Below are 20230 nucleotides of genomic sequence, written 5' to 3' on the forward strand. Positions count from 1 at the left end.
ATTCTTTCCACCATGGAGAAAGTTGCTTTCCATCACGGGGAAACTTTCTTTCCACCATGGTGGAAAGAAAGAAACTCCACGGTGGAAAGAATAAGCGTTCGGATGGAAAAGGCTAACCGTTGGAAGGGAAAAAGCATAGGAATGCCTAAGAAAGGAATTAGCTATTGCATTTAGTTCATTTCTTTCCGGATATGAATTAGTTGACGAGAAAACAAGCCTTATTTCTCTAAAATGAACCCGACAATATCCTCCTTCTCTCCCATTCCAAGTTTCTTTCGGATATTTGTCTTCCGCTGATAAATGGTTGGAATGCTTTGTTGTGTCACAACACTAATCTCTTTCGTCGAGAATTCTGCGCAAAGCAGACAACAAAGCTGCTGTTCCTTATCAATAAGCACAGAACCGAAACGCTGGTTCATTTGGGTATAGAACCCATTATATATACGGTCGATTACGGGATACAGATCCTCCCACACTAAAAGGCTTTCTACCGGCAACTCGCGGTTCGTGATACCGGATATACGACGAAGCAACTCCTGATTTTGAGATGTAGGTTGTGTAGCAACCAAGCGTATAATGCCCAACTGTTGCAAAAGTATCTTTCGGAAAAACTGTCCATCTTCCACTTCTTTATCAGTACTTCCGGCAACTCTCTGTTCATCATCTCCTTTTGTAGCATCTACCAGCAAGCGATTTAGTGTTTCAATACGTTCTTCCGCCTCAATCAAGCGATGACGACGCCTCCGGATATAAAAAAAGGCCCCGCCACCTACTACAACCAACAACAGCAAACAACCTAATAATGTCAGCTGTGCCTCTTGCCGTTCCACCGTCAGCATCAAGTTAGCATTCGAAAGTGACTCTTTGCTTTCGTCCTTTCGCCGGATAGTACTTTGCAAGGCATAAAGGGCATTGTGAACAGAGTCATTATATCGCATCACTTTCAGGAAGTCAAACGTGCGATGACGAGTATAATCTATCAATCCCTGATAATAATTCATCATATTTTCTGTGGTCAGAAACTTCTCCTGACAAGCAAGCAGCGATCTGCCCTGGTCAAGATAATATTGGGCAGAATCAAGTTTTCCCATCTTTAGAAAACATTCTGTCAGCACCAGATCAGTCATTGCAATCTGCCCTCCGTCCGGCGTCAGGCTTCGCAAGCGTTTCGAAACAACTGCTGCCTTTTCGTAATCATTGCCGATATAAGACAACATTTGTGCATAGTTTCGCAGATAATGTACCAAGCGAGCCGTATCCTTCTTCTGCTCCACCAACGCAATGCTCCGGTCCATATAGTAAGAAGCAGAATCATTCCCCTGCAGTCCCATGGCAATACCCAAAGAATAGTACAATCCTTCATCTTCACGAATAGCAATCGCCCGGAGGTGTGCTTCTATTGCCTTTTTATAGTCCTTATCAACATATACATGCCTGTTAGCTTTCTCAGCAAGCATGCTGACCATCAGATAAGTATCTCTACAGGCTGTAGCTGCTGCGATACCACTATCAAGTACAGACATAGCTTCTTCATGTCTTTTCTGCCAATATAAATACTTGGATTTCAACACAAATGAATTAAGCATTTTCACCGTGTCCGGACCGGCAACAAAGTAATCGAATGCCGGAAGAATCAGAGAGTCCTCCGTCATGGAATTTCCCCGTACATTATGCACAAATGTACGCAGCCAACCATACAGCATCTTTTCCTCAAACGGCAACCGCTCCGGATTCTTGATTGATGACAGAAGCTTCATAGCACTATCCGAATTTCCATAAATCACTGCATCCGCCTGGCGAAGCGAAGTAGTATTGTCCGTATGCCTGCAAGCACACAGCAGAATACTACTTATGATGAAAAGATATAAGAGTTTCTTCATATAGTATAGCCCTTCACAGGCAACAAAGGTATAGTCTCCTTTCTAAATCACTGTACAACCGCATCACGTAGTTGCTTCAAAGCCTGCTCCAGCACCGAACGGGGACAACCGATATTCAATCGCATAAAACCTTCTCCCGGCACACCGAACATGGTTCCATCATTCAGAGCCAAGTGTGCTTTCTCTGCAAAAAGACGAGTCAATGCCTCTTGTGTCAGCCCTAAAGCGCGACAATCCAGAAAAACAAGGTAAGAAGCCTGCGGACGTATCATACTGATGCCCGGAATATATTCTTTCAGGTAGTTCTCAGTAAAGTCTATATTTCCTTTTATATAGTCGAGCATCTGTTCCAGCCATTCTGCACCATGCATATAAGCCGCTGCCGCACCGATATAAGCAAGCAAATGTCCTTCGGAAAACTCACCAGCTTCCATAAAAGTCTGGAAACGCTCACGAATACCTTTATCAACAGTGATTGCATACGAACTGCCCAACCCCGGCATATTGAATGCTTTACTGGGAGCCATAAAAACAAGAGAATTTGCAGCTGCTTTTTCAGAAACCGTAGCAAACGGATGATGCTTATAAGGTGGTAGAGTCAGGTCAGCATGTATCTCATCAGAGATTACAAAAGTACCACTGTCATAACAAATGGCAGCTATTTCTCTCAGTTCATCCGCCGTCCAGACACGCCCACCGGGATTATGAGGATTACACAGAATGAGCACTTTGCAACCTTGTATGTCTTTGCGGAAACGATCAAAATCAATATGATACTGTCCGTCACATAGTTCCAGAGGCGAATATACCACTTCACGGCCCATGCGTTCGGTCACCAGAAAGAAAGGATGATAGACAGGAGTCATCACCATCACTTTATCGCCCGGATTAGTGAAACACTGCAAGGCAAAAGCCTGTCCACGAACAATCCCCGGGACAAATGTCAACATCTCACGGGATATATCCCATCCGTGACGATCGCGCAACCATGCACAAATGGAAGTATACCATTCTTCACAGGCAAAAGTATATCCCAACACCTCATGTTCCAGGCGCTTTTTCAAAGCGTCCATTACAAAAGGCGGAGTGCGGAAATCCATATCAGCTACCCACATAGGGAGTAAATCATCACGTCCCCAGATATTTTTTACGCCATCCCACTTCACGGAGTTGGTACCACGGCGTTCAATGATTTCATCAAAATTGTATTTCATCGTTCTATTTCTATTTACGTAAGCCACACAAATCATAGTACCCATTCTCATATCGGAAAAAGTACAAACACCGCCACATCCCACACCGCATGCGACACGATCAGTGTCCCTAACTTCTGCGGATACAGCCTGTAAGCCAGCCCCCAGATAGCTCCAACTACCAATGCTGCCATCACCAACATAAAGTTAAACGACCAAATGTGCACCAAGGCATAGACCAGCGTCGTCACAATGAAACCTGTATTCGGGTTCCAACGTTTTGATAGTGCATTCTGTACATAGCCACGCCAAAAGATTTCTTCTGCAGGGCCTATCAATATGAGTAGCAGTATAGAGAGTAGCCAGGGATTTTCCCCGGTCTTCATACCATAAATAAGTTCCACCTGCGGGCGGGCAAAATCAAAAAGCCAGGCAGAAGCTTTATCCCCTACCCAGAATATTCCCCATAATACAACGGACAAGGCCACACCTCCGGCAATATTCTTCCAATCGAACTTCACATCTTCTACCCACCACTGCGGACGAAGTGCAAAAGACATATTCATCAGTATAACCGCTGAAAAGCTCATTGCTGTCCAGAAGTTGAATATGCCGCTTGTCCAGGGAGAGAACATGAAAAACCACAAGAAAGCAGCTATCAATAAAGGGATAATAATTCGTTTCATACTATATTAAAAATGTAACCGTAAACAGTAAGCTGAACAAGAGTTGCAGTTTCGCAGTCTTTTCATCCAGATTAGAGATTACAATAATCCCTTCTTTCTGTAACCGCAACATGGTACGCGCATTGGCTATAGCCGGCAGAATTCCTATTATAGTCAGCAGAGACCACCATGGGAAGTAGCCCAGTAGTACACAAATCGCAATCCACAAAAATGGGAACAGTACTTCAAACATATAGAGGTAAATATCAGTCTTCACTCCCAACTTCATAGCAAGAGTACTGATCTTTGCCCGTACATCCGTACCGATATCACGCGTATTATTAGCATGCAGGATGGCTACTGTTATCAATCCTACCGGAACAATGATCAACCATACATCAGGCAGGAATTTCCCCATTGTTATATAAGTTATTCCCAAAGTAGGCAGAATGGCATAAGCCACGAAAATAACAAAATCACCGAAAGCCCGGTACTTCAGACACGGATAGAGCAATGAACACATGGCACCGCAAACTCCTATCCATAACAAGGGAAGTCCGGTACGCATAACCAGCCAAAGACCGATAATCACTGCCGGTACCATTAATCCTATAGCCAGATTACGTATTTCCAATGGCATGAATTGCCCACTCGTCAGGGTCTTCACACCGAAGGTATCTACGCGGTCCACTCCTCGTTCAAAGTCGAAATAATCACTCCATGCATTTCCCGAAGCATGGAAAATAACAATACCGACCAACGCCAGCAGTCCGTTCGCCCACTCTATTACCCCGTATGCCCAATACAAATACGCCAGCGTCACAATCACCGGCATTGCCGACGCCGGGAATGACCAAGGGCGTACAGCGATCAACCAATCTTTGAAAGAATGCTTTTTCATCTACGATTTAACTACGTTCAAAACAGCTTTTGCTATTTTATTAATGTATAGTCACTATTTACGATTTCTTTAGGAGACAAAAGTACAAAATATCCTCACTTTTGAGTACTTTTGCATCCAAGTAAAATAAAAAAATATATGATTAAAGCCCTGTTTTTTGACATCGACGGCACTTTAGTGAGTTTTGATACACATGCTATCCCCGAAACCACCATCGAAGCCATCGCCGCTGCCAAAGCCAAAGGTATTCGGATATTTATCGCTACGGGACGTCCTGCTGTTATTATCAACAACCTTTCTGCCTTGCAGGACCGTGGACTCATAGATGGTTATATAACCATGAACGGCGGATATTGTTTCGTAGGCGAAGAAGTGATTTACAAGAGTGCAATTCCTGCCACTGACGTACAGACAATGGCGCGCATCTCTTCTGAACAGAATTTCCCCTGTATCTTTGTAGGCGAGCATGATATCTGTGTTTGCCAGCCGGATGAGATGGTGAAAAAGATATTCAATGATTACCTGAAAGTAGATATACTCCCTGTTAAAACTCCTAAAGAGGCTATTCATCGGGAAATCTTCCAGATGACTCCATTCATCACACTGGAACAAGAGAAAGTCATTCTCCCACAACTTCCCGGTTGTGAAGCTGGACGCTGGTTCCCCGCTTTTGCCGACATTACCGCAAAAGGAAATACCAAGCAAAAAGGAATCGACGAAATTATTCGTCATTTCGGCATTCGTCTGGAAGAGACGATGGCATTCGGAGATGGCGGCAACGATGTAAGCATGTTACGCCATGCAGCCATTGGTGTGGCTATGGGTAATGCAGTGGATGAAGTGAAAGAACATGCCAACTACATCACCACTTCAGTGGACGAAGACGGAATAGCCAATGCGCTCAAACATTTCTCCGTCATATAGCCTCCTTTAATTTTTAATTATTAATTTTTAATTTTGACGCAGTCAATAGATACCAACAATAAAGAGTTTCAGGATGCCCTGAGCCTTATACAATATACTCGCCAGTCCGTATTTCTAACCGGGAAAGCAGGTACGGGTAAGTCTACCTTTCTGCGATACATCTGCGAGAATATAAAAAAGAAACATGTAGTATTGGCTCCTACCGGTATTGCCGCCATCAATGCCGGTGGCAGCACCTTGCACAGTTTCTTCAAATTACCGTTTCATCCTCTGCTACCCGATGATCCGAACCTGAGCCTGCAACGCGGGCGCATCCATGAATTCTTCAGGTATACCAAGCCGCAGCGAAAGTTACTGGAAGAACTGGAACTTATCATTATCGACGAGATTTCCATGGTACGGGCGGATATTATCGATGCCGTAGACCGCATCCTGCGAGTCTATTCACGCAACCTGCGTGAGCCCTTCGGTGGAAAACAGCTTCTGTTAGTAGGTGATGTTTTCCAGCTCGAGCCTGTCGTTAAAGGGGATGAACGGGAAATATTAAACCGATTCTATCCTACTCCCTACTTTTTCTCTGCAAGAGTTTTCAGCCAGATAGACCTTGTTTCCATCGAACTCCAAAAGGTGTATCGTCAGACGGATAAAGTATTTGTCAGTGTTCTGGACCATATCCGCAGTAACACCGCCGGTGCAGCCGACTTGCAATTACTCAATACGCGCTATGGCACTGACATTGAGGAAAATGAGGAAGATATGTACATCACCCTCGCCACACGCCGCGATAACGTAGACTACATCAACGACCGGAAACTGGCAGAACTACCCGGTGACTCTGTTACCTTCCGAGGTGAAGTCACGGGAGATTTCCCTGAAAGCAGCCTGCCCACATCGCGCGAACTGGTACTGAAACCGGGAGCTCAGGTTATCTTTATCAAAAATGACTTCGACCGCCGCTGGGTAAATGGTACTATTGGCATAGTCAGCGGCTTCGATGAAATAGAAGAAACTCTCTACGTCATCACCGATGATGGAAAAGAATGTGACGTCAAGCCGGAACACTGGAAAAATATCCGCTATAAATACAACGAAAAGAAAAAAGAGATTGAAGAAGAAGTCCTGGGTACTTTCTCTCAGTTCCCCGTACGGCTGGCATGGGCAATCACTGTTCATAAAAGTCAGGGACTGACTTTCAGCCGTGTGGTTATCGACTTCACCGGTGGCGTGTTCGCCGGTGGGCAAGCCTATGTTGCCCTCAGTCGTTGCACCTCATTGGAAGGCATCCAGCTAAAGAAACCTGTCAACCGCGCTGATATCTTTGTCCGCCCGGAAATAGTAAACTTTGCCGAACGCTTTAACAACCGGCAAGCCATAGACCGCGCCCTGAAACAAGCACAGGCCGACGTGGAATATGCTGCTGCGACCAAAGCTTTTGACCAAGGAGATTTCGAAGTCTTTCTCAATCATTTCTTCAAGGCTATACACTCCCGATACGACATAGAAAAGCCTGTTATACAACGCCTCATCCGTCGCAAGTTAGGTGTTATCAACAAGCTACGTGACAACAACGATCAACTAAAAGCCCAGATGGCCGAACAGCAAAAACGACTGCAAGCCTATGCACGAGAGTATTACCTTATGGGCAATGAATCTATCACTCTTGCCCATGACTCCCGTGCCGCTATTGCCAACTATGATAAGGCGCTGGAACTCTATCCCGAATATGCGGATGCGTGGATACGCAAAGGAATCACCCTCTTCAATGACGGAAGATATATTGAAGCGGAAGAATGCCTCACACGGGCAGTAAAACTACGTCCGGCAGAATTTAAAGCTGTCTATAACCGGGGAAAACTGCGACTGAAACAACAGGAAACAGAAGGCGCTATTGCCGATCTGGACAAGGCTACCACCCTGAAACCCGACCATGCCGGAGCACACGAACTCTTTGGCGATGCCCTGATGCAGGCAGGAAAAGAAGTAGAAGCTGCATTACAGTGGAGGCTGGCAGAAGAACTTCGAAAAAAATCATCCAAGAAATAAGCCACACTTATTTGATAATAAGAAACTTATTATCTACTTTTGTGTTATTATATATAGACTAACAACCAGTCCTATGCTTCTAAAACTGTACGAAAAGAACAACAATCCACAAGACCTGCAACAGATAGTGGATATTCTGAATGACGGTGGACTTATCATCTATCCCACCGACACCATGTATGCCATTGGTTGCCATGGGCTGAAAGAGCGTGCTATCGAACGTATTTGTCGTATCAAAGAAATTGATCCGCGCAAAAACAACCTTTCTATTATTTGCTATGACCTGAGTAGCATCAGTGAATATGCCAAAGTAGATAACAATACATTCAAATTGATGAAAAGGAACCTGCCTGGTGCTTTCACTTTCATCCTGAACGGCACTACCCGTTTGCCTAAAATATTCCGTAACCGGAAGGAGGTTGGTATCCGTATGCCTGATAATGCCATTATCCAGGAGATAGCCCGTGTTCTGGATGCCCCTATTATGACTACTACCCTACCTCACGAAGAACATGAAGACATGGAGTACTGTACCGACCCGGAATTAATCGATGAAAAGTTCGGTGACCTTGTCGATCTGGTTATCGACGGTGGAATCGGTGGCACAGAATCTTCTACCATTGTGGACTGTACCAATGGAGAGACAGAAATTGTGCGACAAGGAAAAGGCTGGTTGAATGAAGGGTAACCAACCAAATACCCATTTTGTTTGTTTCTTAAGAAAACAGTCAAAAAGGATATGAGTACAAAAGAACAATACTGGAAATATTCACTAATTACTATTATCATCGGACTGGGGATAATCCTGTTTTTACAGATTACTCCCTTTCTGGGTGGTCTATTAGGTGCACTGACTATCTACATACTAGTCAGAAAGCAGATGATACATCTGACCGACAAGCGGAACATGAAACGAAGCATTGCTGCTACCCTCATTACCACTGAAGCCATTCTCTTCTTCTTAGTACCTTTGGCATTGGCTGTATGGCTATTAGTCAGCAAGCTACAAGATATCAATTTGGATCCTGAAAGCATTATTGCCCCCATTGAAGATATGGCAAATATCATAAAAGACAGGACTGGCTATGATGTTCTGGGTAAAGATACCACTTCTTTTATTATCTCTGCACTGCCTGCCATAGGACAATTCGTAATGGGTAGTATCAGTAGCTTCGCCGTCAATCTCTTTGTATTGGTATTTGTTCTATACTTCATGCTGATAGGCGGACAAAAGATGGAGCAATACATCAGTGACATACTTCCCTTTAATAAGTCGAATACAGATCATGTAGTAAGAGAAATAAAAATGATTGTACACTCCAATGCGGTTGGCATTCCCTTACTGGCAATCATACAAGGTGGAGTGGCCATGATAGGTTACTGGTTCTTTGATGTTCCGGATATTCTGTTAACGGGATTTCTCACCTGCCTTGCAACAGTCATCCCTATGGTAGGTACAGCCTTGGTCTGGTTCCCGATTGCTGTCTATATGGCATTATCCGGCGATCTCTTCAATGGCATCGGCCTGGCTATATTCGGAACTCTGATTATTTCTCAGCTCGATAACCTGATACGCTTTATCCTGCAAAAAAGAATGGCTGATATACACCCGCTAATCACTATCTTCGGGGTAGTTATCGGATTGTCTCTATTCGGATTTATGGGAGTCATATTCGGACCGCTATTACTCTCATTATTCTTCTTGTTCGTAGATATGTTTAAAAGAGAGTATCTGGATAAGTCGAAATAGATAAAAAAACAAAGGCGGAAAATCCCTCTATCAACAGAGGAACTTCCGCCTGTAGAGTATTTAGATAGTTGAGTATCCAACACCCTAACCAGTAGTTATAATGAAAATATAGTAACAGTGTCTGTGATGCCGGGACTTATAGATTGAACCATCCATAAGCATAAGCCCCGTTATCTCCTTTTATTTCTATCAAGAATGCTCCAGTCACATCAGATGACAATTGAATATTCTTCAAAATAGAAGTAGTGATATTCTCAGAAGAAGTATACACCGGAACACCATCTTGAGTAATGGTTATTTCAACTTCGCCTACAGCAGCAAAGAAATTGATTTCTACCAAATTATTCCCGCACAACGTTGCAATAATAGGAATATCAGGGGTTATTGAACGGTGCCTATTTCCATCATCAGAATTTGTTTCAAAAGGAATATCATTACCAGATAAAGTAATCTCACCTACTATTTCCAAATCACCAATCATGGATGAATGGGCATTAACTGTAAACAGGAAGAAAAATCCTACCAGACATAAAACAGACTTTAGTTTCATTGCTTTTATTGTTTAATTTTGGCTCAAAGATAAAGCTCTAAAGCCACATAACCTAAAATTGAATATGGACAAAAAACGGGAAGATAATTCACTATTAATCAAAGCAATAGAATAAAAACATTCAAGAAAGTATGGACAAAAAACGCCCCCATTAAAAGAATAAAATAAACTCTTCCAATGACTTTTCTTTGTCTATACACAAATGTTCCTTTAGTCTTAGCTTCATCCGGTAAACAGAATTCCGCTCACAATCGAAAACAAACATCAACTGATTAGTCGTAAATCCTACCTTCAGTAAGGTCGCCAAGATAAGATCTGTTTTTGTCAGAGTATAGTTTGAATTTAAACGGGATATAAAATTTGCGAAGATCAAGTCCATAAAATCAAAGAGGTTCCGCTTCTCTTCCAAAGTCATTCTCTGAACGATCAGTTCTCCTTTATTCAGCTGTTCTAATACGCAAGAAGCTTTTATGCATGTATTTTCGCGTAGCTCTTTATTTTCTGCAGTTAATAATATTATTTTTCCGTTCAGATCGGCAATCTTCTTCTTTTTTGCTAACTGCTCTTCTTCACTCTTCTGTTTATACTCACCTATGCGGAATGCATATTCTTCTATTTCCTCTTGATTTTTCCTGATTGTATCGATGTTCCGCTGAAAGCGTCTTCTATATTTAGTCCTGATTATTACGATAGCAATCACCATTAGAATAGTAATTAACAAAATTAAGTAGAACTGACTCTCTTTTTCCAACTTAATCTGTTCATTCTCCATTCTTAACTTCTCATTATCATATTTTTTTTGCAGGATTAATATCTGTTTCCGCAAGTCTTCATTATGTACAATCTCCAACAAAGAATCGGATTGTTCTTTATAAAAAAGAGCATCCTTGTAGTTTTTCCTTGCTTTTTCTAACCCAGACAAATAATTATATGCTCCAGCTTGTGTATACCTCTTACTACTCTTCACCACTTTCTTGAAGCATCGTTCGGCCTCATCTAAATTTCCCATAGACAGATAAGCCTTACCTAAGGATATATAATAATGATATTGACTAAAAGTATTAGAATCACTCGAAAGAGCTTTCCAGAAGAAGCCAATAGCTGCTTCATAATCTTTCTCTTTTTCAGCCATGATTCCAAGTATCTGAAAAAGAGAGGAACGTACCCGGTGAGTAGTATCCGGCAAAAGTTTCAATCCTTCATCCACATAGCGTCTGGCAGTGTCATTACTGGCCTTCATCATATATCCACGGGCCAGATTCCGGTATCCATATACGACGCCTAAAGTATCCCCTGCCAATTTATAGTAATCAACCGTTTTCCTGAAGTTCAGGATAGAAGCATCATACATTCTTTGGTTGTAATTCAACATTCCGATATTTTCCTCCAGCAGCCCTTGCAATTTATACTCCTGAGTTCCCTCCAGTAAAATCTGTGCGTTCAGATAAGCATTCATTGCTTCCGTACTTTTATCCTGATACGAAAGCATAGTTCCATAATAAAAAGAAGCCTTTCCGGCCTTTACCTTGTCATTATGGTCTTCATAATAATCTATTGCAATTTTTATCAGAGAATCAGATTGCAAACTATCCAGATAGTTCTTGTCTCGCGCTTGTGTCAGCAAGAAGGCATAATCTGCTTGTTGACGACCATGCAGTTTATCCGGATGAGGTATTTGTTGCAAAAGATATAGTGCACTGTCCGGATATGCCTCCATACACTCTCCGGCATGCACCAGAAGAACATCTGCTTTATCGGCAGAAGGAGTACAAGCCCAGAGAAGTCCTAATAGACATGATAATACAGGTATCAGATATAGGTGCTTTCGCATGTTTCAAGTCTTCTTGTTTTATAACAGTGCCAAAGATAGTGATTTTAGCTATTTATGCGAATCAGTCTCTAACAATATCTTTCAATTTTATGGCTTGAAACGTAATATGAGCCACGCTACTTTCATAGAGGATACCAATCGTCTCTTTATCGACCATGGTAAGACAAGTATATCCCCAATTGTTGTCCTCATCCAACAATAACTGATGTTCCGGCAGCCAGGTTACGCCTCCATCCAAACTAATCTTAATAGTAGTGTGATGGCGTCCCTTCGTTGTATTGGGATTAGAGAATATGAGTAAATCCCGGTTTAAAACATTGTCACCAGCTTTTACATGAATCAGACTTGCCATACAAACAGGTTCTTGTAAAGCTTTGCGCGAAGATTCATGTTCAATCCATGTTTCGCCCAGATCTTTCGTAATTGCTACAGCACGACTTCCACCCCGATTATCGCGCATATTCAACATCAAGACTCCCGGTTCCACCTCAGCAACCTGCGCTTCTGTGGTATTGGTACGTGCATGATTATGTATTTTCCAAGTTTCACCTTGATCCTTGCTATACATGATACCCGCATTCGGCACACGGGTAGCATCTATAAACTGAATGGGAAACACTAATGTTCCATCTTCCATTGTGATCCCACGTCCGGGTCCTTGCAACAAGAAATACCAAGCAGGATATTTCACTTGTTCAGTAATGTTTATAGGAGTTGACCAGCTTTTACCATCATCCGCACTCTTTGCCAGGACGAGTTGTGCCGTATGATTCAGGTCCAACCCCGGATGTGAACTCCACCAAGCACGTTGATTCCCCATACCATGTGTCCAAGCAGCAACTATCCATACATTATTAGTCTTCGTATCTACCAATATAGACGGATCACCCACTCCATTCTGTGCCGAGGGCAGTCCACCCGTTTCACCAAAAGCCAAAGGCAGACGCATCTTTTCCCACGTCTTTCCCCCATCCGTACTACGACTTAAACCGACGTCTACATGTTCCTGAAGATCGACACTACTATTATAGCGTACATCATAAACACCTAATAAAGTTCCGTTATTAGTAGTCACCAATCCCGGAATACGATACGCTGCCGAAAGATCATCGCCTGCATGACGTACCCCTACACCCATCCGATGCTCAATACTTTGCGGAGAAATAACATTCAGAGGAGCTTCCTTACCATCCAGAGTAACCGAAGCAATGGCTGCCCTGACCTTAGTATTCAACGAAGCTTCCGGTTTCATCTGTAAACTGACCCAAAAGAAGTTAATCCCCGGAAACAACTTCTGGTTAGCATCGAGAATAAAGTGTTTTTTTGGGGCAATCACTTCCGCCTTTTTAATGGAATAGGAAGGGTTTGCCGCCAAAGTCTTTCCGACAGCATGACTTGATATGTATTCTACGGAAGCAAAGCGTCCTTTTTCTCTGTCCTGCAGGGCTTCAGTACCACTATAGTAAAGCTTTACCGACTGGATATCAGAAAGATTAGTATCTTCTCCAAAATTCAGAATGACTCTGTTCAACATCGTACTTTCCTTTGCATCCAAACGCAAATAGAACAATACATTATCCACTCTTTCTATCAAAACCGGAACTTGTGTCTCACGGATAAAAATTGTATCTGCAGCCCGGACCACCGGGATGACACACAATAAACAGAAAAGTATAAAAAGCAAAAATATCGGCTTCTTCATAGTATAGATAAAGTTAATAAGAATGTTAGAAGTTACAAAGATAACATTCAATAATAAAAATCCCACATTTGCCGCCTCAAAGTGTTTTTTGTTTCATCTTCCTCTTGCTGTAACATCCCTATTTCCTGAAGATGATAAAGCCTCTCCAGCAGAACGACAAGCTGCTTTTCACAAATATGCATATCACATATTTCTTTAATCCAGTCCACTGTTTCTTCAAGAACAACGACAGAAGAGAGGGTGAGTGCCTTTTGCTTTTCCGGTTTGCGAAGCATATCTGCCATAAACGACAGAATTTTAGATACCATCTTTTTACTACGGCTACGGAAACGGGATTCCGGATTTTTCAAACGTAACAGAAAATATTCTCCAACCCATAAAGAAGCAATGAATGCCTCGGAAGAAGGCTGTTTTATCCCTTTCCAGAATTTAATCAGGAAAGTATCCACTTCTTCCAATATGCCGTCTGTATTATCATTTATATAAAACCTGTGTGCAAGGCATTCTATTACACATCCCAATTTAGCCACACAGACTCCATCTTTATTATCAGCGACTACTTTTTCCGCTTCTCTCAAGAATTTAAAAGCATTATCCTCTTCCATACGGTCGTCATACAACCGGAACTGGTGGAATAATGAGAGAGATTGGCACAGCAAGTCATCAAAGGAGCAATCCGCATCATTCATATTCAAACGATTCATTCATTTCGAAGCTATAAAGATAGGAATGATAAAGATAATAACAAGCAAAAGAGAGTGGACAAAATTAACATCCAAAAGACAATTAATTTTCAGCACATTACCTCATTAAAAAAGAGATTTTTCTAATGAAAGGTGGACAATTCAGAAAAGAAATGCGCAACCCGCTTCACACTTATCAGCGGAAAACGAATTGCGCAATTTACTTTTATATGAAAAATTACTTCAGCAAAGAAGCCGGATCCAAGTGGTCTGCTTCAATATCCTTAAAGTAGCGATAGGTGCCTACTTTCAATTCAAAAGTAGCTGCATCATCAGCAACAATGATACCTTTCTCATGCATTTGCAATGCACTGATGGTCCACATCTGTGTGATGGCACCTTCTACAGCATGATAGAGTGCAAGAGCTTTATTATGTCCGTTTACAATAATCATCACTTCCTTAGCTGAAAGTACCGTACCTACACCTACTGTCAAGGCTGTTTTAGGCACTTTATTCACATCGTTATCAAAGAAACGGGAATTGGCGATGATAGTATCCGTCGTTAGCGTCTTCTGACGTGTACGGGAAGACAAAGAAGAACCCGGTTCGTTGAAAGCAATATGTCCGTCGGGACCAATACCACCCATAAAGAGGTCGATACCACCATAAGATTTGATCTTCTCTTCGTAACGGGCACACTCAGCATCCAGATCGGCAGCATTACCGTTCAAGATATTAGTATTCTCCGGATTGATATCGATATGGTTGAAGAAATTATTCCACATGAAAGAATAGTAGCTTTCTGGATGTTCTTTCGGCAAGCCGACATACTCATCCATATTAAAAGTAACTACATTCCGGAAGGAAACAATCCCTTTCTTGTTCAGGTCGATTAACTCCTTGTACATGCCAAGCGGTGATGAACCGGTAGGGCAACCCAGGACAAACGGTTTTTCAGGCGTCGGATTAGCGGCCTTAATTTTAGCGGCTACATAGTGAGCAGCCCACTTAGATACGGATTGATAATCCGGTTGAATGATTAATCTCATTGCAATTGTTTTTTATCAGGTTAATAAATTAGGGGTATTTTCAGTCAATTATTCCCTGTCCTTCTTCAGGCGGTCTGCCATAGAACGTGCCAGGTGTTCGCATTGTTCGTAAGTAATATCCTTCATTGCCTGTTTCATCTCTACAGGATCGGCTATAATTTCAAATTTGCTCTTTTCAGCAAATTCAGCCATACGTTTCACCGCAGCGCCTGCCCAAGTGAACGAACCGAAATAGCCCAGATAACGACCTTTTATCTCACGAATCAATATCTTAGAGAGTAAAGATTCTATATCCGGATAAATCTGGTTACTGTAAGTAGGGCTACCAATAATTAAGCCACGATATTTAAAAATGTCTGCAATAATATAAGAAGGATTACTCTTGCTTACATTATGCATCACAATGTTCTTGATGCCTTGTGCTGAAAGTTCAGCAGCAATAGCTTCCGCCATCTGTTCTGTATGGCCATACATGGAGCCATAGGCAATTACCACACCTTCATCGGCAGCATAACGGCTCAGTTTATCATAAATGCCTATTACTTTACTAATATTATCTGTCCAAACAGGACCATGAGTAGAACAAATAGTCGTAATGTGCAAACCGCCCAGCTTTTGCAAAGCCTTCTGTACCGGAGAACCATATTTGCCTACAATATTAGAGTAGTAACGCACCATTTCGTCCCAATAACGATCGGTATTGATGCGAGTATCGAGGAAGCCGCCATCCAATGTACCGAAACAGCCGAAACCGTCGCCGGAGAATAGTACACCTTCCGTTTCGTCGAAAGTCATCATGGTTTCGGGCCAGTGCACCATGGGAGTCAGATAAAAACGTAGTTTATGATGTCCTAATGCCAGGAAGTCTTCATCTTTCACAATGTATTGTTCACCTGTCACTCCATAATAACCTTCGATCATACCGAAAGTTTGCTTGTTACCTACAATAACAATATCGGGATAATGCTGCTTAATGAGGCGGATAGAACCGGAATGATCGGGCTCCATATGGTTGATGATAAGGTATTGGATAGGGCGTTCGCCTATGATGCTTTTTATTTTACGGAGATATACCTCAAAATAACAAGCATCCACCGTATCAATCAGAGCCACTGTTTCGTCGTCTATCAGGTAAGAGTTATAAGACACTCCATAAGGTAATGGCCACAAACCTTCAAAGAGGTGTTTGTTACGGTCATTTACTCCTACATAGTGTATTTTTCCTTTTATCATAGTCTTCTGGTTCATAAAACTTCTTTATTTAGATTGATTCTATATTCAAACAGCCGCAAAAATAAGGCTTTTTTCTCACATTTCATATTTCTTTCCCTGATAAGCTCCAAGCTGGCGCATTTTTTTTTGTATACGGTGGTTAAATTCATAATTTTTCAGTCCCCAGTCGGGTGCTATTAACAATTCTTTAGGAGACTGTGAGACAAAGCGTTCTAATACCAAATCCGGGCGTAGGTGCTCGATGTAGTCCACTACCAAGTCAATATATTCTTCTACGTCAAACAGATGGAAATCCTCGGGATGTTGTTCATATTCATGTGCCATCCGGGTGCCGCGTATCAGTTGTAACTGATGCATTTTCAAAGTAGTAAGGGGGATACGTGACAGAGCAGAAGCTTGTGCCACCAAATCTTCGTGTCTTTCTCCGGGAAGTCCCAGTATAACGTGCCCACCTGTAAGAATACCACAGCCGACAGTGCGTTCTACCGCATCTACCGTATCCTGATAAGTATGTCCGCGATTGATACGGCACAATGTAGCATCATTCGTGCTCTCAATGCCATATTCCACCAGCAGAAAGGTGTGCTTATTGATCTCTTCCAAATAATGAAGCAATGCATCCGGCATGCAATCCGGCCGGGTGCCGATGACCAGACCGACTACATCTGGAACTGTAAGTGCTTCTTCATATTTCCGCTTCAAGGCTTCTAACTCACCGTAAGTATTAGTATATGCCTGGAAGTAAGCAAGGTACTTCATCTCAGGATACTTATGTGCAAAGAATATCTTTCCTTCTTCCAGTTGCTGGGTAACGGACTTTTCCGTACGGCAATATTCTGGATTGAAAGTCTGGTTATTGCAGTAGGTACAGCCACCATATCCCTTTGAACCGTCTCGATTTGGACAGGTGAAACCGGCATTGAGCGATATCTTCTGTACCTTATACGGAAAATAACGCTTCAGAAAGAGTGGAAATTCATTATATAGTATAGGTGAGGTATCCATATCCCTGTTATTTAATGACAAAAATAAGTCTTTTCTTTGAATAGTAAGCCATTTTGTGTTTACAAATAAAAGAATAATTCAGAACTGTTCACACTGATACACCTTCCTCAGAATTAAAGTGTATTTAAGTCTGACTCATCCTTCACCTTCTCTTTCCTATTAAAAAAAGGAGTAAACCCGTTAACGGAATTAGAGGCTGTCCAGCATCCTGCAAGAACCGTATCAAAGAGGGTTCAAATCCCTATTTGCTCCGTAGCAAACTCGGATAGCGGTACTTCTAACCGAATTTGCTACGGAGTTGATACGACCCAGATACTTTCCAACCCCGGTTTTGGTCTCTATTCAGTTAGTTTACGCACCGTACTATCATAACCTTGCAATACACAAACCGCCTATTTGTTAACGAACATAAAATAAATATTTTTCACCTGCACTAAAAAATGTTGCACCTACAGATTATCAATATCCTACCTCATAAAATATACGTAAAAGGGGCACTCTGCTAAACACATTTTAATGATTAGTGACGTATTTTACACACATTTTCTTCCGTTTACAGGCATGGAAAACGAAATAAATTCATAGCTTTGCCTAAAACCTCGGTCAATCAACCTATTAATACTATAATTACCATGGCTACTATCGCTCTCGATATAGGCGGCACCAAAATAGCCAGTGCTATTTTCCTCCCCGACGGAAGTATGTTGTTCAACCGGAAGCGCCTGCTAAAAGGAAGAACAGGACATGAAGTAGGCAAGCTTGCTGCAGAAATTCTCGCTAAGTTACTGACTATTGCCCGCAGAAGCCGCATTCAAATTGATGGTGTCGGTGTATGTGTACCCGGCATCGTTTATTCGCAAACAGGCCGCGTATGGGCTCCGAATATCCCCGGTTGGGAAAACTATCCGCTACAGGAAGTACTGCGTACCGTGACCGCGCCGGGTATTGAAATTTATATCGACAGTGACCGCACCTGCTATATGTATGGAGAAATGTGGCAGGGAGCAGCCCAAGAATGCCACAGCGCAGTGTTCATTGCCGTAGGTACAGGTATAGGTGCAGGAATCATCATTGACGGACATGTATTGCACGGGGCAAACGATATCATCGGCGCCACTGGCTGGATGGCACTGCAACCGCCTTATAAAGAAGCATATGATGCCTGCGGCTGTTTTGAATACTATGCCTCAGGAAATGGAATTGGAGCCAGAGTACGGGACGCAGTCCGTGCAAATAAAGCTTATAAAGGGCGCTTGCGCCAGAAACCGATCTGCCGGATTTCGGCTTACGACGTATTCAATGCATACAATGAGAGCGATCCGATTGCTGTTTCTGTCTTGCACAAGGCTATAGAAATGTGGGGAATGGCTTCGGCTAACCTGGTCAGCTTACTAAACCCGCAAAAAATAATCTGGGGAGGCGGTGTATTCGGCCCTGCCTCCATCTTCATAGACGATATCTACAAAGAAGCCTGCAAATGGGCACAACCGCTCAGCATCAAACAGGTGGAATTTGTTGCCTCTCAGTTGTCCGGTAATGCCGGACTGATAGGAGCTGCTTTTCTTGCTATCAAAAAGCACCTGTATGAGTAATCTCCCCGCCTTATCACCTTATTATTTTATCACCTTATCATCTTTATTGATATGAGTAGTTACAACAAGAATCTGGTATTCACAGCTGCGTGCATCGGCATGTGCTTCTTTGGCATTTCGATGATCACTTTGGGGGCGGTACTACCATCCCTCACTACCAAACTGACTCTGGACAATCTCCAGGCAACTGCACTGGTGACGTTCCTGCCTCTCGGCCTACTGGGAGGTTCCCTGCTTTTCGGTCCTATTGTAGACCGCTTTGGCCATAAAGCACTACTGCTACTCAGTTGTCTAATTGTGCTGTTCGGACTGGAAGGAATTGCTTTCTTCACAAGTATTCCGCTATTACAGGTCTCTATTATAGGAATCGGATTGGGAGGTGGTATCCTGAATGGTGAAACCAATGCTTTGGTAGCAGATATCTCCGACGAAGCAGAAAAAGGCTCGCGTCTCAGCCTGCTCGGAGCGTTCTATGGCATCGGTGCATTGGGTATTCCCGTACTGTTAAGCTTCCTGGCTGAATACTATTCTTTTGAAATCATCCTGCAAGGTACAGGTATGATCATGCTGATTGGCATTTTGTTCTGCCTTGGCATCCGCTTCCCCGCCCCGAAACAACCGCAAGGATTCCCTATTAAGGAAGGATTGGGACTATTAAAGGAAAGTAGTTTATTATTGCTTAGCTTCATCCTCTTTTTCCAAAGTGGCATTGAAGGAGTTTGTAACAACTGGACTACCCTTTATTTGGGACAAACCACCGGCATCCCCGAAAACCGGGCACTTATAGCGCTGACTTGCATGGTAGCCGGATTGACCGTTGCCCGCCTGTTACTGGTAGTCCTTTTCAAGAAGATTAAGCAAGAGACAGTTCTGCGAACCAGTTTGATTACTGCTGTAGCAGGCTTTGCACTCTTGACATTCGCACCCGGTTTTGCACGTGCTGCCATAGGTATGGCACTTATCGGGGCAGGGCTGGCATCCACTTTCCCGGTCATACTCAGCATTATCGGCAGTCGTTATGCCTCCTTATCGGGAACGGCATTCAGTGTAGCCCTTGTTATCGCTCTTATCGGACAGACACTACTGAACAGCCTCACCGGAATTATCTCACAGGGATACGGCATCGTTGTATACCCGTATATGATGATAGTTTCACTGCTGATTATGCTTCTATTGTTTAAACGTTCACTCAAATAAAAGAAATTATTTACCCCCTAAAAAAACAGA

General features: G+C 42.7%; 17 protein-coding genes. 6 read left to right on the forward strand and 11 right to left on the reverse strand.

Features of this window, described 5'->3' with window-relative positions:
- Positions 1-218: 218 nt before the first annotated feature.
- From BWI44_RS03945 to BWI44_RS03960, 4 genes are read right to left on the reverse strand one after another with little or no spacing between them, the layout of a single operon-like run.
- Positions 219-1880, reverse strand: coding sequence for a hypothetical protein (locus BWI44_RS03945; RefSeq protein ID WP_286811871.1), 1662 nt, complete (start codon positions 1878-1880; stop codon positions 219-221).
- A 47-nt stretch (positions 1881-1927) separates the two neighbouring features.
- Positions 1928-3094: a MalY/PatB family protein gene (locus BWI44_RS03950; protein WP_118423062.1), complete on the reverse strand. Its 1167-nt coding sequence runs from the start codon at positions 3092-3094 to the stop codon at positions 1928-1930.
- A 47-nt stretch (positions 3095-3141) separates the two neighbouring features.
- Positions 3142-3759, reverse strand: a complete 618-nt coding sequence (locus BWI44_RS03955) for a CPBP family intramembrane glutamic endopeptidase (RefSeq protein ID WP_278705095.1) — start codon at positions 3757-3759, stop codon at positions 3142-3144.
- A gap of 1 nt (position 3760) precedes the next feature.
- Positions 3761-4639 (reverse strand): prenyltransferase, encoded by an 879-nt coding sequence (locus BWI44_RS03960; RefSeq protein WP_138292670.1) that lies wholly within the window; start codon positions 4637-4639, stop codon positions 3761-3763.
- Positions 4640-4777: 138 nt separating this feature from the next.
- On the opposite strand from BWI44_RS03960, the gene BWI44_RS03965 reads away from it, so the two are divergent.
- From BWI44_RS03965 to BWI44_RS03980, 4 genes are all read left to right on the forward strand, one after another.
- On the forward strand, positions 4778-5563 hold the full coding sequence (locus tag BWI44_RS03965; RefSeq protein ID WP_286811878.1) for a Cof-type HAD-IIB family hydrolase: 786 nt from the start codon (positions 4778-4780) through the stop codon (positions 5561-5563).
- 33 nt (positions 5564-5596) lie between these two features.
- Positions 5597-7606: a tetratricopeptide repeat protein gene (locus BWI44_RS03970; protein ID WP_286811880.1), complete on the forward strand. Its 2010-nt coding sequence runs from the start codon at positions 5597-5599 to the stop codon at positions 7604-7606.
- A gap of 73 nt (positions 7607-7679) precedes the next feature.
- Positions 7680-8294, forward strand: coding sequence for an L-threonylcarbamoyladenylate synthase (locus BWI44_RS03975; protein WP_007666848.1), 615 nt, complete (start codon positions 7680-7682; stop codon positions 8292-8294).
- A 51-nt stretch (positions 8295-8345) separates the two neighbouring features.
- On the forward strand, positions 8346-9356 hold the full coding sequence (locus tag BWI44_RS03980) for an AI-2E family transporter (RefSeq protein ID WP_044155144.1): 1011 nt from the start codon (positions 8346-8348) through the stop codon (positions 9354-9356).
- A 136-nt stretch (positions 9357-9492) separates the two neighbouring features.
- On the opposite strand, the gene BWI44_RS03985 is transcribed toward BWI44_RS03980, so the two are convergent.
- From BWI44_RS03985 to mnmL, 7 genes are all read right to left on the reverse strand, one after another.
- Positions 9493-9906, reverse strand: a complete 414-nt coding sequence (locus BWI44_RS03985; protein WP_007666854.1) for a DUF3244 domain-containing protein — start codon at positions 9904-9906, stop codon at positions 9493-9495.
- 151 nt (positions 9907-10057) lie between these two features.
- Positions 10058-11737 carry a tetratricopeptide repeat protein gene (locus BWI44_RS03990; RefSeq protein WP_171032180.1) on the reverse strand — a complete coding sequence of 560 codons (1680 nt, stop codon included), beginning with the start codon at positions 11735-11737 and terminating at the stop codon, positions 10058-10060.
- A gap of 61 nt (positions 11738-11798) precedes the next feature.
- Complete coding sequence (locus BWI44_RS03995) at positions 11799-13439, reverse strand: sialidase family protein (RefSeq protein WP_195209848.1); 1641 nt, start codon at positions 13437-13439, stop codon at positions 11799-11801.
- Positions 13440-13486: 47 nt separating this feature from the next.
- Positions 13487-14143 carry a hypothetical protein gene (locus BWI44_RS04000; protein ID WP_021968056.1) on the reverse strand — a complete coding sequence of 219 codons (657 nt, stop codon included), beginning with the start codon at positions 14141-14143 and terminating at the stop codon, positions 13487-13489.
- 217 nt (positions 14144-14360) lie between these two features.
- Entirely contained in the window at positions 14361-15173 is an 813-nt protein-coding gene (nagB, locus tag BWI44_RS04005) for a glucosamine-6-phosphate deaminase (protein ID WP_118295487.1), read from the reverse strand.
- 48 nt (positions 15174-15221) lie between these two features.
- Positions 15222-16421, reverse strand: coding sequence for an FprA family A-type flavoprotein (locus BWI44_RS04010; protein WP_118221957.1), 1200 nt, complete (start codon positions 16419-16421; stop codon positions 15222-15224).
- Positions 16422-16481: 60 nt separating this feature from the next.
- On the reverse strand, positions 16482-17411 hold the full coding sequence (gene mnmL, locus BWI44_RS04015) for a tRNA modification radical SAM protein MnmL/YtqA (protein ID WP_195209847.1): 930 nt from the start codon (positions 17409-17411) through the stop codon (positions 16482-16484).
- Between the two features lie 632 nt (positions 17412-18043).
- On the opposite strand from mnmL, the gene BWI44_RS04020 reads away from it, so the two are divergent.
- Together BWI44_RS04020 and BWI44_RS04025 are read left to right on the forward strand one after the other, a co-directional pair.
- Positions 18044-19003 (forward strand): ROK family protein, encoded by a 960-nt coding sequence (locus BWI44_RS04020; RefSeq protein ID WP_195209846.1) that lies wholly within the window; start codon positions 18044-18046, stop codon positions 19001-19003.
- 51 nt (positions 19004-19054) lie between these two features.
- Complete coding sequence (locus tag BWI44_RS04025; protein ID WP_118295491.1) at positions 19055-20200, forward strand: MFS transporter; 1146 nt, start codon at positions 19055-19057, stop codon at positions 20198-20200.
- Positions 20201-20230 lie beyond the last annotated feature (30 nt).

The organism is Bacteroides sp. Phil13 (genome assembly GCF_001940965.1).
In the GTDB taxonomy this organism is placed as follows: domain Bacteria; phylum Bacteroidota; class Bacteroidia; order Bacteroidales; family Bacteroidaceae; genus Bacteroides; species Bacteroides intestinalis.

Coding starts and splice junctions, on each gene's coding strand:
- BWI44_RS03950 (WP_118423062.1), bottom strand. CDS start 3,094: ATGAAATACAATTTTGATGAAATCATTGAACGCCGTGGTACCAACTCC.
- BWI44_RS03960 (WP_138292670.1), bottom strand. CDS start 4,639: ATGAAAAAGCATTCTTTCAAAGATTGGTTGATCGCTGTACGCCCTTGG.
- BWI44_RS04010 (WP_118221957.1), bottom strand. CDS start 16,421: ATGAACCAGAAGACTATGATAAAAGGAAAAATACACTATGTAGGAGTA.
- nagB (WP_118295487.1), bottom strand. CDS start 15,173: ATGAGATTAATCATTCAACCGGATTATCAATCCGTATCTAAGTGGGCT.
- BWI44_RS04025 (WP_118295491.1), top strand. CDS start 19,055: ATGAGTAGTTACAACAAGAATCTGGTATTCACAGCTGCGTGCATCGGC.
- BWI44_RS03965 (WP_286811878.1), top strand. CDS start 4,778: ATGATTAAAGCCCTGTTTTTTGACATCGACGGCACTTTAGTGAGTTTT.
- BWI44_RS04020 (WP_195209846.1), top strand. CDS start 18,044: ATGGCTACTATCGCTCTCGATATAGGCGGCACCAAAATAGCCAGTGCT.
- BWI44_RS03955 (WP_278705095.1), bottom strand. CDS start 3,759: ATGAAACGAATTATTATCCCTTTATTGATAGCTGCTTTCTTGTGGTTT.
- BWI44_RS03975 (WP_007666848.1), top strand. CDS start 7,680: ATGCTTCTAAAACTGTACGAAAAGAACAACAATCCACAAGACCTGCAA.
- BWI44_RS03990 (WP_171032180.1), bottom strand. CDS start 11,737: ATGCGAAAGCACCTATATCTGATACCTGTATTATCATGTCTATTAGGA.
- BWI44_RS03995 (WP_195209848.1), bottom strand. CDS start 13,439: ATGAAGAAGCCGATATTTTTGCTTTTTATACTTTTCTGTTTATTGTGT.
- BWI44_RS03980 (WP_044155144.1), top strand. CDS start 8,346: ATGAGTACAAAAGAACAATACTGGAAATATTCACTAATTACTATTATC.
- BWI44_RS03985 (WP_007666854.1), bottom strand. CDS start 9,906: ATGAAACTAAAGTCTGTTTTATGTCTGGTAGGATTTTTCTTCCTGTTT.
- mnmL (WP_195209847.1), bottom strand. CDS start 17,411: ATGGATACCTCACCTATACTATATAATGAATTTCCACTCTTTCTGAAG.
- BWI44_RS03945 (WP_286811871.1), bottom strand. CDS start 1,880: ATGAAGAAACTCTTATATCTTTTCATCATAAGTAGTATTCTGCTGTGT.
- BWI44_RS04000 (WP_021968056.1), bottom strand. CDS start 14,143: ATGAATCGTTTGAATATGAATGATGCGGATTGCTCCTTTGATGACTTG.